Origin of the sequence: Hahella sp. CR1, from assembly GCF_029813005.1 — a bacterium.
In the GTDB taxonomy this organism is placed as follows: domain Bacteria; phylum Pseudomonadota; class Gammaproteobacteria; order Pseudomonadales; family Oleiphilaceae; genus Hahella.
Map to the genome: position 1 here is coordinate 216925 of NZ_JAPELK010000007.1, position 16396 is coordinate 233320.

Sequence of the window (16396 nt, forward strand, 5' to 3'; positions counted from 1 at the left end):
GTTACACCCCTCGCGTGATCGCCAACAACGCCTCGCTGAAGCGCTTGAGTTCATCGGAAAAATTAGAGTCGCTATCGTCGACCTGATGGGTTAACGATTCCATATAGGCCCGAACCGCCACCGCCAAATGCCTTGCCGACTCTTGAGACGCGTCCATCATGGCCGCAACCAGAGACGAATTCAGGTTGACGTACAGACGTCGCTCAATTTCCGCCGAAATGGCTTGCGTATGCAGCCGCGCCAGACTCAACGCCGCCGAGCCGATGCGCTTATCCGCCTCATCCCGCTCAATTCGCTTCTTGAGCGCCACGTCCTGATCGTGGATGACCAGCAGCGGCACATGAGCCGGCTCAAACCGCGCGCAGAAAAGCGCCTCATTTTTGCGCAACAAGAGCGCCGCCAGCTTGTCGTGAATCGCTTTATCCACCGTCTCTTCGGCGAACAGCTTGGTTTCTGTATCGCCGCTGCCCAGAATGTGGGCTTTCAGCTGATTCCAGTGCGCATACTTCTGGCAAAAGCCGGAGGCGGCATAAAGATAGCCAGAGACCAATGGCTTCATTTGCGCCCGGAACAGCAGCTCTTCCTGGCTGTTCTTGTCTTCATTACGGATATAAATCACGCCGCAGCTCTGCTTGAGATACGCGGGAAGCGTCACGTCGCCAATCGTGGTTGGTATTTTCAGGTCGTTCTGCATGACCTCAAACAAACGGTCATCGCTCAACGCCGCCCCTAACAGCGTCTGGTTATGACGGCTGAGAATACGTCGCCACACGCTGTTCTCGTTGGCGGCGATGGTTCGCAGGCCCTCAATCAGGGTTTCGGCCAGAAAGTCGCGAATTTCATAAAAGCGCTCGTCTTTTTGAATATCTTCACGGCTCGCCGTCGGCGACAGCGCCACCGACTCCACTACGCCGCCTGCAAATCCCGCCCACAGCGGCAATAGCTCGCGACATTCTCCGGTGATGAACATACTGCGCACGAACACCGAAATATTGCGGTAGTCCGAGGTGGCGTAGCCGCCGCGATCCTGCACCCAAAGTAAGCCTTTCAGACTCCAGGGGTTATTTTCAGGAATGGGAATGGCGCACAAAGGCTCAAAGGCGCCTTCGAAAATGGCGGCGAATTCCAGACGTCGTTTCTTGCGCTGTAATTCGGAAGTGGCGGTGTCCAGTCGCCAAGGCGCTACCAGACTGTTGATCTGCTCATCGTCGTTATTCAGAAAAATGGGGACGCGCAGCAGACAACAGTAGCGTTCAATCAGCCCCTGTAATAAATCGCTTTCCGCCAAGTGATAAAACTCCTCCCGCAGGTGAAGCTTAACGGTAGTTCCCACCTGCGCTGGCGCAGTAGCGGAAATGGCGAATTTCTTGCCGCCGGCGGTGGAGAAATACCAGGTCTGCTCCGGCGTCTGGTAGGACGTCGTCCAGACTTCCACTTTCTCCGCCACGACATAGGCGGATAAAAAACCTAGCCCGAAATATCCCACCATGTCTTCATTCTGCGAGCTGTCCCGCAACACGCGGGTATAGCCCGAGCCGATAGTGGCAAGGTATTTCAGCACTTCCTCGTAGGTGAGACCGGAGCCGTTATCGGTGATGACAATCTGGTTGCGGTGGCTGTCCGCCTGAATGCGGATGGCGAAATCGCCGTCGCGGCCTGTCTCCAGCCGGGAACGCACGCAGGCGTCATGGGCGTTCTGAATAAGCTCCCGGATTGCGACGGCGGGAGTGGAATATAAATTGCGACCCAGCACCTCCAACAGTCCATCGAGGTCAACCTGGGTTTGATGAAGTTCACTAGCCATGAAATAACTACTTTTTTATTAGTTGAAAACGATCAATCGAGCGACGATATGGCAGACACAGTGCGTCAGTCGCCGCGCACGACATTAAAGGTTCAGTATCTGTGTTTGATTACGGGATCACATCCATTATGAGAGTAGGTCAACTTTGCAGGGAGAACGCTATTTAACCGTTATTTCGCCCTGATTTAAAGGGATCGCCGTGCATAAATGTCGCGTCAGACCTTCCAGCGTCTCTCCACCCTGTCGCCAATAATGCCAGTACAACGGCACTTTTTGCGCATAGCCTGGCTTTACTTCCACCAGCCGTCCCGCCGCCACCGATTCCTGCGCCTGAATCTCCGGCATCATGCCGTACCCTAGCCCAGCTTCCGACATGCGGATAAACCCTTCTGAAGAGGGACATAAATGAAACGGAAATGCGCCCTGATACCCCAGGCTCTGCAACAGGCGATGCTGCAATTGATCGTCAGGACCGAAATTAATGACCGGCGCAACCGCCAGCGCATCAGCATTCAGCCCCAGCGGAAAGTAACGGGACATAAACCCCGGGCTGGCGTAGGCGCGATACACCAGGGTTCCCAGATAAACGCAACGGGAGCCCTGCACTGCCTGCTCCGCACTGCATACGCATCCCGCCACATCGCCATCGCGCATGCGTTTGAGCCCGATATCCTGATCTTCGATCACCAAGTCCAGCAGCACACCTTCGCGCTGGCAGTAATCGCCCATCACAGGAAACCACCAGGTGGCGAGGCTATCCGCATTAATAGCGATGCGCAGGCGCAGCGCCTCCGCGCCCAGCGTCGGCACGTCCAGTAACAGATCATGCTCCAGTAGACGCACCTGCTGCACATGATTGAGAAGGCGTTTTCCCAGATTGGTAGGCGCAAGTCCCGGAGAGCGGATCAGCACTGGTTGCCCGAGTCTCGCTTCCAACAGCTTGATGCGCTGAGAAATTGCGGACTGGGAAATACCCAGCAAGGCGGCGCCCTTCTCAAAGCCCTGGCCTTCCACTATCGCCGCCAGCGCCTGTAGTAACTTGTAATCCAGCATGATCAGTTTTTCTAATGATAGGTTAGGATTATTTGTTTTATTAATATTCAGAAACACCCTAATCTTCAACACAGACAAACGCAAGGCGCCTGCGACAACCTGAATCACAACAACGTACATGACTATAAACGTCCATAACGACACAACGTCTATAGCGGCAATGTACATCACAAAAAGGTGTTAACTGCATGTGGCAGAGCTATTTCAACGGGTTTAGCCTCTCTCTGGGGATTATCGTCGCCATAGGCGCACAGAACGCATTTGTATTGGCGCAGAGCCTGAAGCGGGAGCATCACTTTCCCGTCGCCGCAATTTGCGCACTGGCGGACTTGGTGCTGATCGCCGCCGGCGTTTTCGGCATGGCCGCGTTACTGAGGGAGTTCCCGCAGATTGCAGAGTGGGCGCGCTGGGGAGGAGTGATTTTTCTCACTGCTTACGGCGCCTTTTCCGTCAAGCGGGCGTTCTATCCGGGTCCAGGGCTGGAAGCGGAAGGCGCCGTCAAACGTAACCTTGGCATTGTCGTAGCGACTACCCTGGCGGTGACGCTCCTCAATCCACATGTCTATCTGGACACGCTTTTCCTGATCGGTTCAGTGGGCGCTCAACAGTCCGCCCCCGCCGCTTACGCAGCCGGCGCCGCCTCGGCCTCGATCATCTGGTTCTTCGGTTTGGCCATCGCCGCCGCCGCGCTGTCGCCCTGGCTGTCGCGGCCTTCATTCTGGCGACTGGTGGATGGGCTGATCGCAGTGCTGATGTGGCGTATCGCCTGGGGGTTGTTTCAGAACGGCGCGTAATGCGCCGTTTTTTATGCGCGGCGGGAAATAATTTCAGCGAGAATCGAAATCGCAATCTCCGGCGGCGTTTTACCACCGATATTCAGTCCAATGGGCCCTTTGACGCGATCAACCTCCGTCGCACTGACGCCTTCCGTCGCCAACTGCTCTCGCCGTAGAGCCTGCGTCCTCAGACTCCCCAAAGCGCCGATATAGAAGCAGTCCGTGCGCAACAGGTTGCGCAAAATAGGAAGTTCCCATTCATGGTCGTGGAATAACAACGCCGCCGCCGTCCAGGCGTCGCTCCAGCCCTCCTCGAAATGGTCCGGCGTATGCAATCTGGTCACGCCGGGCGGGGCATATCCAGATGCATCCCCGGGAGAGACCGCCAACACTTCATATCCCATCGCAGGCGTCAGCATCAACAACTGTCGAAATATCTCTCCCCTCCCAAACGCCAACAGGCGGGTGGCGGGGTTATAAACTCTGACAAAGCGATCGCCGTTCGCATAGGAGTCGGAAGCCTGCATTCCTGAGCAGGCTTCCAGTTGCAGATACGCGCCATCACCGCTGGCTGCGCGCTCCAGGTCCATGCACAACAACGCTGGCTGACGCTGCAGTTGCTGATCTCGCACTGCGAACAACACATCAGCGCCGACATTAACGTCAATCAGCACATCGATCCCAGAGCCGCAAGGCAGCCGAATATCGAAGAAAGGAGAGTCCTTACCGTAACGCAGCTTACGATTGCGTCCGTCCGCCAGAGCGGCGACCGCTTCATGGGTTAACGCCGCCTCAACGCAACCTCCCGAAATCAAACCTACCGCCACGCCGTCCTCACGCACCGCCATTTGACTCCCCAGCGGGCGCGGCGAAGAACCGTCGGCGCCCACCAGAGTAATCAACGCTACCCTGGCGCCCTGAGCCAGCCAGGCGCAGGCCGCAGGTATCACGTTTTCCACAAACATCGGCGCGCTCATATCAGGCGAACAGGTTCTTGAATGGAAGGCTGCGAGGGATTTCTCCCGTCGCGGCGAACAACGCATTGGCTACCGCTGGCGCTGCAACCGGCGTACCCGGCTCGCCAACCCCGGTGGGCGGTTCCGCCGAAGGCACGATATGCACTTCCACATCCGGCATTTGATTCATACGCAGTACCTGATAGTCATGGAAGTTGGATTGCTTGACTGCGCCATCCTCCAGGGTAATCTCACTGACCAGCGCTGGCGATAAGCCATAGCCAATCCCCCCCTGCATTTGCGCTTTGATAATGTCGGGGTTGATGGCGAGCCCACAGTCCACCGCACAGGTGATTTTCACGATACGGAAACGATTGTCATCCACCGCTTCAATCTCCGCGACCTGGGCCACGTATGAATTGAAAGATTCATGCACCGCCACGCCACGAAAACGCCCTTTCGGCAACGGTTTATCCCAGCCGGCTTTTTCCGCCGCCAGCTTCAATACGCCTTGATGACGTGGATGGCCTTCCAGAAGTTTCATACGGTAGGCGACCGGGTCCTTACCGGCGGATTTGGCCAGTTCGTCGATAAAAGTCTCTGTAGAATAAGCTGTGTGGGTCGATCCCACGGAGCGCCACCATAGAATGGGCACGCCCTCCTTGATCGTGTGCAAATCCACCTGCATATTGGCGACGTGGTAAGGCAGGTTGGAGGCGCCTTCTACAGAGGTCGGATCAATACCGTCTTTCATCATGCCTTCAAAGCCAGTGCCGGAAATAATCGACTGGCCCACAATGCGATGACGCCAGGCGGAGGGGTAACCGTCCGCACCCAAGGTCGCAGATATCTGGTGTACATAGATGGGACGGTAGTACCAGCCACGCATATCATCTTCACGGGTCCACACCAACTTGATCGGGACGGATTCCGAATAGGCTTTGGCGACCTGCGTAGCTTCAACGATGTAATCAGAGTGCGAGTTGGCTCGACGGCCAAAACTGCCCCCCGCCAACAGCATATTGATCTTCACGTTTTCCATCGGTACGCCCAGGATCTGTGAGACCTGCATCTGGTCTCCCGTCTGAAACTGGCAGCCATACCAAAGCTCAGCGCCATTCTCTTTCTTCTGAATCACGCAGTTCATCGGCTCCATCGCCGCGTGGGCCAGAAAGGGGAACTCATAGATGGCGTCAAACTGCTTTTCCGCCGCAGCGTATGCCGCATCGAAGTCGCCATTGCGCACGACGGGCGTCCCCGGCTTATTCAGCTCTTCGCGGTATTCCTTGAGGATAGTCGCTGAGCTTTTACGAAACGCAGCGCTGTCGTCCCATTCCACTTTGAGGGCGTCGCGACCTTTTTTCGCTGACCAAAAGTCCTGCGCCAATACCGCCACGCCAGCGGGTATCTGCATGACCGACACGACACCAGGCACTTTCCGCGCCGCGGAGTCGTCCACTGTTTTGACTTTGCCGCCCACTTTGGGAGCATGGGCGATCAACGCCGTCAGCATGCCTGGGAGTTGCACATCCTGGGTAAAAATCGCCGTTCCGTTGGTTTTACCCGGATCTTTACGCACCAGCTTCTTACCAATCAGGCGAAAGTCTTTGGGATCTTTCAAGGTCGCCGTTTCCGGCACTGGCTGCGTGGCCGCCAGTTCCGCCAGATCTCCGAAGCTGGCTTGCCTGGAGGTTCCGCTGTGGCTCACTTTGCCGGATTCGACCTTGATTTCCGCAGCCGGAACCTTCCACAAGGTCGCCGCCGCAGCGACTAGCATTGCTTTGGCTTTGGCGCCCGCTTCCCGCATCTGCTGGTAAGAATTCGCCATGGCGGTGCTGCCGCCGGTGCCCTGGAATGGCCCCCAGAACAGGTTGTTATAACGCTTGGCGTCCGCTTCCGCTCCTTCCACGACGACCTGGGACCAGTCCGCATCCAATTCTTCCGCCAGCAAGGTTGCAAGACCCGTGTAGGTTCCCTGCCCCATCTCGATGTGCTTGCTGATAACGTACACTTTGTTGTCTGGGCTGATGCGTACGAATGCGTTGGGAGCGAAGTCTGAATTAGCCGCCTCTCCCGCGGTCTTCCCCGGACCGGACTCCGCTGCGCCTGCCAGAGAAGGCAGTGATAGCGCCAACGTCAGTCCCGCTCCGCCCAAGGTGGATTTGCTGATAAAAGAACGACGGCTCAGGCTGGGATTCATGGTTTTCATAGAGCCTCCTTACGCTATTTTTTCCGCTGCGGACTTGATCGCAGCGCGAATGCGGACATAGGTGGAGCAACGACAGATATTGCCTGACATAAAGCTGTCGATGTCACTGTCGCTGGGCTTGGGGTTGCTTTGCAAAAGCGCCACCGCAGACATGATCTGCCCAGACTGACAGTATCCACACTGTACGACCGCTTCTTCTTCCCAACTTTCCTGCACCGCCTTGGCGACCTTCGACTCCAGCCCCTCTATCGTGGTGATAGACTGCCCCTGAACGGAGCCAACCGGCGTCACGCAGGAACGAATCGCAGAGCCATTCATATGCACCGTACACGCGCCGCATTGCGCCATGCCGCATCCAAACTTGGTTCCAGTCAGATGCAGATGATCCCGAATCGCCCACAACAAAGGCGTATCCTCAGGCACATCCAGCGAGCGCTTTTCTCCATTAATAGTCAGTTCGATTCCCATAATCGCCCCCACAGAGTATTCGTTGATTCTTTATATCCCTGACCCGGGATGTGGTTGATAGGCATACACAGCTCAGTAAAGTGTAGTCCTTGTCAGACAAGAGCAACTACATCATTCCTGCGGGAGACTTGCCTAATACTGCGGAATTGGGGGAAGAGAAAGAAGTAGAAAGGGGCGGAAAAGAACTTCCCGCCCGAAGAAAAATTTAACGTTAATCAGTCACAACAGGAACGTAGACATTTATTTCAATGCGTTCGTCTGACTTTGTCACAACCGTATAATCGCCTTCGCCACCAAACACCGCGACTGGAGCGCCTTCATATTCCTGTTCTGCAACCTTCTCGAAAGCGGGATTCAATTCCGTCAAGAGTGTCCCGCCATCTTCTATCTCCGAAACAGCCAGAAGGCCGCTGCTTTTCGTCCAGGTAGCGCCTTTTAACGAACTCAGAGGCAAGCTAACGGCATTGGTCAGCTGACGCCCCACCTCCTCAAAGCTGTATACAGCCCTATCGATAAGCAACAGATCTTTGAATGGGTTGTACGCTAAAAAGCCGGCTGATACCGGAGCATCGACTTGGGCGATGTAATTCAAATATCCAGAGCTGGAAAATGAAATCATGAGTTCAGGGAAGTCGTGCGAGAAAAAGTATAAGGCATCGTCTTTGCCCGAAGCATACCAACCATTCAATGCCGTCGGTACACTGCTCTCAGACAGAATGCGGCCATTATTGTCGTACAACCAGGCGCCTTCCGACATTGGAGACGCCATGACGATAACCGCATTTCCTCCGGCTATTATAGTGGTGGGATTACCGACCATGTATGCAAAAAAGCGATTCTCATTTTCCTCATCGAAGTATCTGACTTCACCATTCTTGTACAGAACATAAAGCCGCTTAACGCTATCGGAATAACTCATATCGACGACAGGCTGACTTAAACGCCATGGATTTTTATATCCATGGTCGACAGCGGACCAACGATAGATGGCGTTGCGATCGCCATTCAGAGCAAACACATCCCCTTGCCGATTACCCTGAATGATCGTCGCAACAACCTCAGAATGCATTCTCGCGATATCACACAGACTGACGTCCATGGGCGAGCCATGCTCAATCAGAGCGCATGACGAATCATTGGGATAGTCGTCCAGGGACAACCCTGTCGTCGTATCAGCATCGGTGAAGCCGGGGTTCCATTCATCGGGATAACCGTCGTTATCAGTGTCTTTAGAGGCGGAGATGTCCGCTGGAAAAGCATCGTCACGATTTGGTACGCCGTCGCCATCATCGTCCAGACGGATATCGTAGCTGTAAATAGATGTTTCACCGCCATCTTCAACCACAAGCACCACTTGATTTCCGGCGTCAACCAACGCCTTTGCAACTCCCGGGTATATCCGGTAATCCACTACCTGACGAGTATCGTCCCACCTAATGAGATAGGTTTTTCCCTCATGAATGTAGGTCGCCAGAATATGTCCTTCAAGCCAGAGAGTCTGCTTGTATTTGTACTCCCCAAACCCGATGGCATCAGGATCAGTAAAAGGACTTCTAAGCTTAGTTAGGGCGGAGTCTCCGTCTAAGTCATGAATTTGGGCCCGCAGATCAACCAGCGCTCCCCCGTCAGGACTCAACGAAAAATCTCCGTCTTCCAGGCACCTCGCCAACTCAGAGGAGTGCTCAATTGTCGCGGTATCCTTGTTGTAGCGTCTCCAATAGAGACCGCCTTTAGTCACATAATCACCTGATCCGCAGAAATAGTATTCCGTGCCCGGAAATGTCTGGTAACCAAAGAAATAAAGACGGCCAGTCTCAGAATTCCATTGCAGAGTGTATAGCTGATTATTAATAGAAGTACTGCTCTTAACTTGCCCGACTGCGTCCAATAAATAGAGAACATCGGGACTGTAATAAGGATCACGGTCACCTGGGACCACAACCCACAAATCGTCGCCGGCCGCGACAAGTTTAATGATATTAAGACCAGGCTTAGCGAAAGGGCGTTCTGTTTTATCTTTAGTAATATCGATCGCCGTAATTTCGCCGTTCTGATGCCCTAAAAGCAGGCGTTCATGCGATGCGGAATATTCAAGATCGGATATTGGATTTAACAGCGTAATAGGATTGATATAGCGCTGGGTAGTCAGGTCCCATCTATATATCTTGCTTGCATCCTCACTACTCAGGACATACAAAAGACCGGAAGGCCCCGCCTTAAACCTATCGGGAGAGCTTGCCGGCTCCCAATCTTTAGTTCGGCAATCTTCAGATAGATCAGCTTGTGTTCCGACAGGGGCGTCACAGGGATTAGAAGGATTGGAGGGATTAGATGGATTGCTCGTGTCGCCAGAATTATCTCCTTGCCCCCCGCCTGTTTCCACGCTTCCGCTATTGCTGTTATCGGTAGCAGAATTTCCGCCTCCACCACCGCAACCAGGCAAACAAATAAACGCTCCCAAGAGCAACAAAACAGACAAATAACGGGGCAGCATCATAACTTTACTCTAACTTCCACGGACTACATTTGAATAAAAAGCGCGCGATTCTAGCATGCAGTGTACTAAGTAGACAGTGAAAACAAGATAGTTCATCACAACAAAGTGATCGCCTTAACATAGGGGTCACGACGTTTGCGCGAGCTAAAGTTTGCAACTATTTTAAATCAAAGCCTTTTTCCCCGTTTCTGCTTTACGGCGATTAAGAAAGAGGATTTAATTCCGTCCCTGACAACTTGTCCTTTTTATTACTCTTCAGCACTTCAGAATTTCATACAGGAAGGGATGAATGGAACCAACGCAAACCTATCAGGCCCATGCGTTTCACGAGCAATTCAATAACGGCAGAGCTTCTGGCTCCCTGACGGTGTCCGGCGGGTTCGTCGAGTTCTCCAATGGCGAGAGTAGCGTTCGCTTTCCTGTCACCGGCGCCCAGGTCAAAATGGGCGGGGCTAGCGATAGGCTGGTTTTTATCACTCATCCCGACTTTCCCGAGTGGAGCCTCTACACCAGCGACCGCAGCATCCTCAATCACCCTGCTCTGCATCAGGATAATCATCTGCAAGGCCAGCTACGCAAGGCGCGTAATGTACGTCGTATTAACTGGTCAGTGCTGGTCATTGTCGTGGCGTTGATCATCGGTACGCCGCTTTCTATTGTCGTTTTTATGGATAGCATCACCGCCGTCGCCGCAAAGCAGGTTCCCGCTGAGTGGGAAGAGAAACTGGGCAAGACGGTATTCGGCCAGTATCAGGTAGAGAACGAGCTACTTGAATCCGAAGATGGCAAACAAGCGGTCGCCGCGCTTACTGATCCACTGATTAATGCCGTGAAAGATGAGCGTTACACCTACAAGGTTTACGTATCCAACTCATCCGACATCAACGCTTTCGCATTGCCTGGGGGATACATCGTTATTAACTCCGGACTGATCCTGGCCGCAGATAACGCCAGTGAGGTTCTTGGCGTCATGGCGCATGAAATATCACATGTCACGGAGCAGCATGGCGTGCGCAATATTATGGGAGCCGCCGGCACTTACGCGTTGGCTCAGGCGCTGTTCGGCGACGTCAGCGGTCTGCTGGCGACCGTGGCCAACGCAGCGCCGCTATTGCTGAATCAGAGCTATTCCAGAGGGTTTGAGTCGGACGCCGACGCCAAGGGACTGGAATTGCTAAAACGCGCCAATATCGACCCTAAAGGCTTGATTTCCTTCTTCGACAAAATCATCGAAGAAGAGAAAAAGCGCCTTGAGCAAATTGAAGACGAAGACGCCAGGGATCTGATGAAAGACACCATGGGATTCCTGAGCTCACATCCAGCCACCGAGGATCGCATCGCCGATCTTCAAGAGCGGATCAGTGATCAGGAAGGCGACTACCGCAATCTGGAGCCGGAATTCCAGAGACTGAAGCAACTGGTCAAAGAGTTTGTGGCGGAAAAATAGAGTCCGCTCCATCGAAATTCGAAGAAATAAAGTTATCGACAACGGAGATAGCGCATGAAGGCAGAGATAAAAGGAGGCGCCGCGTTCGGTTACGTGGACGTCGAACTGGAGCCCGGCGAGCAGATCACGGCGGAGTCCGACGCCATGTCCAGCATGTCGGCGGACCTGGATATGGAAACGCGCACCAATGGATCGTTTTTTATCGCCATTCTAAGAAAATTTCTGGGAGGCGAAACCTTCTTCATTAACCGCTTCAGCAATAACACCAGCGGCGTGCGAAAGCTGACCCTGGTGCAGCCCACTCCAGGGGAGGTGCGCTGCGCTGAATTAAATAATGAAACCTTGTGTTTCCAGCCAGGCGCCTTTCTGGCCGCGACGGAAGGCGTCACGCTGGGTGTGCGCTGGGCGGGATTCAAATCCTTCATCGCCAAGGAAGGTCTGTTCAAGCTGGTTGTCTCCGGCACAGGCAAAGTCTGGTACGGAGCCTATGGCGCCCTGCTCGAAAAAGAGATTGATGGCGAGTATATCGTCGACACCAGTCATCTGGTGGCCTATGACCCAGGCCTGAGCCTGCATATCCAGCTAGCCGGCGGCCTGTTCTCCAGCTTCTTCGGCGGCGAAGGTCTGGTAACCCGGGTCGAAGGCAAAGGCAAAGTCATCATTCAAACCCGCAGCATTTCCGGTCTGACCGACTGGATCAACCCGAAACTTTTCTAAGGGGCGCACTATGGACATCGAACTTATCCATCGCCCTGGCAACACCGCGGCGAAAGTCAAACTGGCCCAGGGCGAGATCTGTACGGCGGAATCTGGCGCCATGATCGCCATGAGCGGCAATATGGACGTCACGACGACAACGCATAAGAAGCAAGGCGGCGGCCTGATGAAAGCGATCAAACGCATGGTCGCAGGCGAATCTTTGTTTCTTAACCACTTCGAACCCAAATCCGGCGACGGTGAAGTCTGGTTCGGCGCCACGCTCGCTGGCGACATGATGGCCTATGAACTGGACAATGAGAGCCTGATTGTACAGGGCGGCTCCTTCATGGCCTGCGAACACAGCGTGGAAATCGATTTAGGCTGGCAAGGGTTCAAGTCTATCCTCTCGGGAGAGAGCATGTTCTGGCTGCATATGAAAGGAAAAGGCAAAGTGCTGCTCAACTCTTTTGGCGCCATTTATCCTGTGGAGGTGGACGGGGAATATATCGTCGATACCGGCCATATCGTCGCCTTCAACGAGACGCTGGATTTCACCATCACCAAAGCCGGCAAAAGCTGGATGCATTCGTTCCTTGGCGGCGAAGGGCTGGTTTGTAAATTCCACGGCAAGGGCACAGTCTGGTGTCAGTCGCATAATCCATCCAGCTTTGGATGGGCGATGTCGTCAGGCTTGAAGCCACGCAAAGCTTAAGGAGAGTGATGATGAGCACAGCAGCATACCAAGTCACTGTGACAGGTGAGTTGAATCCTGGCGTTACCCGGGAAAGCGCGGTGGAGGCTTTCGCCAAATTGTTCAAGGTCGCGCCTGAGACCGCCGAGCAGATATTTTCCCGCGCCCCGATGGTCGTGAAAAAGGGCATTGATGAAACCACGGCGGATAAAATTCAAATGGCGTTGACTAAAATCGGCGTACAAAGCCAGGTAGGAATGAGCGAAGCGCCCTCTTCCACCCCCATTGCAGCGGAAGAGCCGCAGCCAAACAATGAGATTACCAGGCCAGTTCCGCCTCCTCCTGAGCCTGTATCGCAGCCTGCCCCCCCCGCCATGGCTGAGCCTGAAGCGAGCATCGATCAGGAGCAGGATCAACCGGGCTTTAAATTCAAAATCGAAGGCCGACCTGACTTCGCCTTCCTGACGGTGAAAGTGCCCGGCGGAAAGACACTCAGGGTGGAAGCCTCCGCAATGGCGACCATGGACACCAACATGGTCATGAAGACCAAGGCGAAAGGCGGTCTGGGCCGCTTCTTAACCTCCGAGTCCATTTTCATCAATGAGTTCACCGCTCAAAACGGTCCCGGCGAAATTGGCATCGCGCCAGCGTCTCCTGGGGATCTGGCGCACGTATTTCTACAGGGAGAAACAGTCTTTCTGCAGAACTCCGCATTTGTCGCCTCCGACATGGGCGTGACGGTTGAGACCAAATGGCAAGGGCTGACCAAAGGTTTCTTCTCAGGCGAAAGCCTCTTCCTGATTCGCTGTAGCGGCGATGGCGACCTCTGGTTCAACACTTACGGCGGCATGATCATGCTGGACGTGGATGGCGACTATGTCGTGGACACCGGGAATATCGTCGCGTTTACAGAAGGGCTGGATTACAGCATCACCAAAGTCGGCGGATACAAGTCCCTCTTCTTCTCCGGCGAAGGCTTTGTCTGCCGTTTCAGCGGCAAAGGCAAAGTATGGATACAAACCCGCAGCGTACAAGCCTTCACCAGCTGGGTTTACCCATTCAGACCAGTGCAGAACAAGGGATAATCCTTCCCTGCCCGCCTCTACTTCACTTGCCGAAATACTGGCAAGTGAAGCTTCTCAATAGCGAAGTATGAAAAAGCGGCTTAAAACGCTCCAACTGACCACCGGATTGTTTTTACCACACCAGACTCGTCTCCGACGGCAATCAGGTGATTCTGCTCATCGTAATCAATCGCAGTAATCTGCTCATTTCCCAGATTAAGCTTATAGAAAGCGTCTAACTTCGAACTCCAAATGACAAGGCTTCCACTATCATCGCTAACAAATAAAAAAGGCCCCTTATTCGCCAGTAAGGCGCCGCCTTTTCTAACTTTCGCGTTAGCCAGCTTTCCATAGCTCTCAGAGTCGAATACAGATACTTCGTCATCGTCCAATACAGCAAACCAACTATCGTCAGCAGAAAATGAAACGAACCTTGGATACCCTGACAGTGGCATGTCTTCAGTGACCAACTCTTTCTGAACATCCCAGATCAACAATTTGTTATCTCTGGTTGCGGTCACCAGCTTTTTCCCATTAGCATCCATGTCCGCACAGACCATTTTGACACCCGTCCGCCATTGCTTGGCGTTATTGTTCGCCAAATCAATAACATCAATGCTCTCACCCCAAAAGCTTGTTGCATAGAGCATATTTCCCGACGAGAACTGCAGTGAAGATTGGCCCGCATGCTGAAGACCTTCGCGGATAATTTTCTGGCTATGCAGATCAAATACTACATCCCCATAAGCAACATACTTTCCACTGGGGGATAACGTCGCATAGGCAGAGTCATCCTCTAGCTTATACTCAAATTCAAGCTTATCGAGACTATAGTTCCATACCTGAAATTTTCCTTCTTTTAAGGCGAGAAAAATGCCTTCTCCTCCAACAATTTCATCAAATCCAACCACTTCGTCGTCAAACTTGAGAGTAGAGGGCGGGGTCATATCATCTATAGGCAAATATGAGACATTCTGATAAATAGCTGCCGCTAATATCCCTTTTCCTGATGAAGAAATCACAACCTTCTTCACGCGAGTATCAGCGACTTTATGCTCGCTCAGGATATTCCAGTTATCAACCTGCTTAATCTCCTGGTTTTTCACACAACCAGAGAGTGCAATAACAAGCAAGAGAGCAAAAATTTTCACTTGATTAGCCATTCCTTATTTAGCCGAGACAAAGCCGTAGTAAAAATCCATAAAATCTCCCATTTTCAAATCAGATATATTTCTATTTACCGGCCAGTGATCATTACCCCAAGTATAAACTGTAAAGCTAATCTTTTTATCCCACATTGCACTCTCGTCTTCTCTTCTACTACCGTTTGTAAAAAAAGAGGAGATAGGCTTATTGTCGACAAGTATAGGAGAAGTCAGGACAACCCAGTGATCTGCAGGCGCTCTTCCTTTCTTAGTCCCAATAAATATGTCAGACCCAACAAAGAGGCAAACGTTGTGCCCACTTAAAAATTTACGACTTGCGTTTGCCAGATTGCTTGCCGACTTATCAAAGATAAGATTTGTATTATTCTCTACAGTTGTATAACCAGACTTTTTAAACCATTCTGAAATCTTACTCGGCAACGTAATACCAGAAATAGCATCTGAATGTGAATCATAATTAAAAAATAAATTCTCAGAATCCCTAAGACTTGCAAGAGTAACCCAATCACATACATTTATCGCACTGGAATATGTGTAGCTTCTACATGCACGACTAGGTTTTACCACAATATTCCCAATACTCGCGACGCCACGCTCATACAAATCAATTGCATACTTCACATAGGCCAATGGCTTTTGAGTTGCCAATATATAAATAAAAGCAGCCGGACCACAAAGGCTAGCATCCTGTTGATATATCGATTGAGGCTTATTTACGCGCTTTCTTAGATAGTAGTAAAAGTCCTCTCTTGTAATATTTGGAAAAGAAGCTGTATCTTTTTTGCCTGAAAAGCTTTGAATCAATGATAATGCTTCTCTTTTCTCAAACAGAATAGACGTCGAATTAACTGAAAGGAACATTTACCTACTCCAATAAGGGCGTTCTCCACAAAATTGGTTACATATTATTCATCAAGGCACGCTGCCTCAATAGTAAATTGAGGCTAGTCCTAAACACGATTATTCCCCTGGATGGAGCTATCTGGGTATGCTATGGGTCTTCTGATCATCAAACGGGGAGTAACATTTATGATCAATTGGACACGCAAGGCTTTTAGTGAACTAACGCTTGATGAACTGTACGCATTATTGCGCCTACGGTCAGAGGTTTTTGTTGTGGAGCAGAACTGTCCCTACTTGGATGCGGACGGCGCGGATAAAGACTGCCTGCATTTACTGGGCTGGTCGGACATAGAAGGCGTACAAACGCTGACAGCCTATCTGCGTCTTGCGCCGCCAGGAATAAAGTACACAGAGACCTCCCTGGGCAGAATTGTCACCGCACCATCTGCGCGAGGCGGCGGTTCAGGTAAGAAGCTAATGGCTGAGGGCTTGAGTTGGGCGCGGGAGCTGTATCCGCAACATGACATCAAGATTCAAGCGCAGGCTTACTTGGAAAAGTTTTATCAAAGCTTCGGTTTCGTCACTATTTCCGAGCAGTATGACGAGGACGGCATTCCTCATATTGATATGTTGCTGGCAAAGTAAATTTCTTACGCACGGAAAACCATTCAAGGTTTTCTGTCAGATAGAAGGGCGACGGGCGGCTTCCATGCCTGGGTTTAA

Annotated in this window: 14 protein-coding genes; 6 read left to right on the top strand and 8 right to left on the bottom strand. The window is 52.4% G+C overall.

The window, feature by feature from the left end; all coding sequences use genetic code 11:
- Position 1: 1 nt before the first annotated feature.
- Together ONV78_RS18380 and ONV78_RS18385 are read right to left on the bottom strand one after the other, a co-directional pair.
- A complete protein-coding gene (locus ONV78_RS18380) occupies positions 2-1804 on the bottom strand; it encodes an ATP-binding protein (protein WP_279505333.1) in 1803 nt (600 codons plus the stop codon).
- Positions 1805-1963: 159 nt separating this feature from the next.
- Positions 1964-2857, bottom strand: coding sequence for a LysR family transcriptional regulator ArgP (locus ONV78_RS18385; RefSeq protein ID WP_279505335.1), 894 nt, complete (start codon positions 2855-2857; stop codon positions 1964-1966).
- A 188-nt stretch (positions 2858-3045) separates the two neighbouring features.
- Here ONV78_RS18385 and ONV78_RS18390 point away from each other — a divergent pair, with 188 nt between their 5' ends.
- Positions 3046-3651, top strand: coding sequence for a LysE/ArgO family amino acid transporter (locus tag ONV78_RS18390; RefSeq protein WP_279505337.1), 606 nt, complete (start codon positions 3046-3048; stop codon positions 3649-3651).
- A gap of 11 nt (positions 3652-3662) precedes the next feature.
- Here the strand turns inward: ONV78_RS18390 and ONV78_RS18395 are convergent, their stop codons facing one another.
- From ONV78_RS18395 to ONV78_RS18410, 4 genes are all read right to left on the bottom strand, one after another.
- A complete protein-coding gene (locus ONV78_RS18395) occupies positions 3663-4610 on the bottom strand; it encodes an XdhC family protein (protein WP_279505338.1) in 948 nt (315 codons plus the stop codon).
- A 1-nt stretch (position 4611) separates the two neighbouring features.
- Complete coding sequence (locus ONV78_RS18400) at positions 4612-6798, bottom strand: xanthine dehydrogenase family protein molybdopterin-binding subunit (protein WP_279505339.1); 2187 nt, start codon at positions 6796-6798, stop codon at positions 4612-4614.
- Between the two features lie 9 nt (positions 6799-6807).
- On the bottom strand, positions 6808-7266 hold the full coding sequence (locus ONV78_RS18405; protein ID WP_216739536.1) for a (2Fe-2S)-binding protein: 459 nt from the start codon (positions 7264-7266) through the stop codon (positions 6808-6810).
- A 211-nt stretch (positions 7267-7477) separates the two neighbouring features.
- On the bottom strand, positions 7478-9763 hold the full coding sequence (locus tag ONV78_RS18410; RefSeq protein WP_279505340.1) for a hypothetical protein: 2286 nt from the start codon (positions 9761-9763) through the stop codon (positions 7478-7480).
- A 289-nt stretch (positions 9764-10052) separates the two neighbouring features.
- Here ONV78_RS18410 and ONV78_RS18415 point away from each other — a divergent pair, with 289 nt between their 5' ends.
- From ONV78_RS18415 to ONV78_RS18430, 4 genes are read left to right on the top strand one after another with little or no spacing between them, the layout of a single operon-like run.
- Positions 10053-11210, top strand: coding sequence for a M48 family metallopeptidase (locus ONV78_RS18415; RefSeq protein ID WP_279505342.1), 1158 nt, complete (start codon positions 10053-10055; stop codon positions 11208-11210).
- A 54-nt stretch (positions 11211-11264) separates the two neighbouring features.
- Entirely contained in the window at positions 11265-11927 is a 663-nt protein-coding gene (locus tag ONV78_RS18420) for a TIGR00266 family protein (RefSeq protein ID WP_216739533.1), read from the top strand.
- A 10-nt stretch (positions 11928-11937) separates the two neighbouring features.
- Positions 11938-12621, top strand: coding sequence for a TIGR00266 family protein (locus tag ONV78_RS18425; RefSeq protein ID WP_127972911.1), 684 nt, complete (start codon positions 11938-11940; stop codon positions 12619-12621).
- 11 nt (positions 12622-12632) lie between these two features.
- Entirely contained in the window at positions 12633-13685 is a 1053-nt protein-coding gene (locus ONV78_RS18430; RefSeq protein WP_279505343.1) for a TIGR00266 family protein, read from the top strand.
- A gap of 80 nt (positions 13686-13765) precedes the next feature.
- Here the strand turns inward: ONV78_RS18430 and ONV78_RS18435 are convergent, their stop codons facing one another.
- Positions 13766-14827: a hypothetical protein gene (locus tag ONV78_RS18435; RefSeq protein WP_279505344.1), complete on the bottom strand. Its 1062-nt coding sequence runs from the start codon at positions 14825-14827 to the stop codon at positions 13766-13768.
- A gap of 3 nt (positions 14828-14830) precedes the next feature.
- Entirely contained in the window at positions 14831-15691 is an 861-nt protein-coding gene (locus ONV78_RS18440; protein WP_279505345.1) for a hypothetical protein, read from the bottom strand.
- 168 nt (positions 15692-15859) lie between these two features.
- Between ONV78_RS18440 and ONV78_RS18445 the strand changes: the two genes are divergently transcribed.
- Positions 15860-16318: a GNAT family N-acetyltransferase gene (locus ONV78_RS18445; RefSeq protein WP_279505347.1), complete on the top strand. Its 459-nt coding sequence runs from the start codon at positions 15860-15862 to the stop codon at positions 16316-16318.
- The last annotated feature ends 78 nt before the right edge of the window (positions 16319-16396 follow it).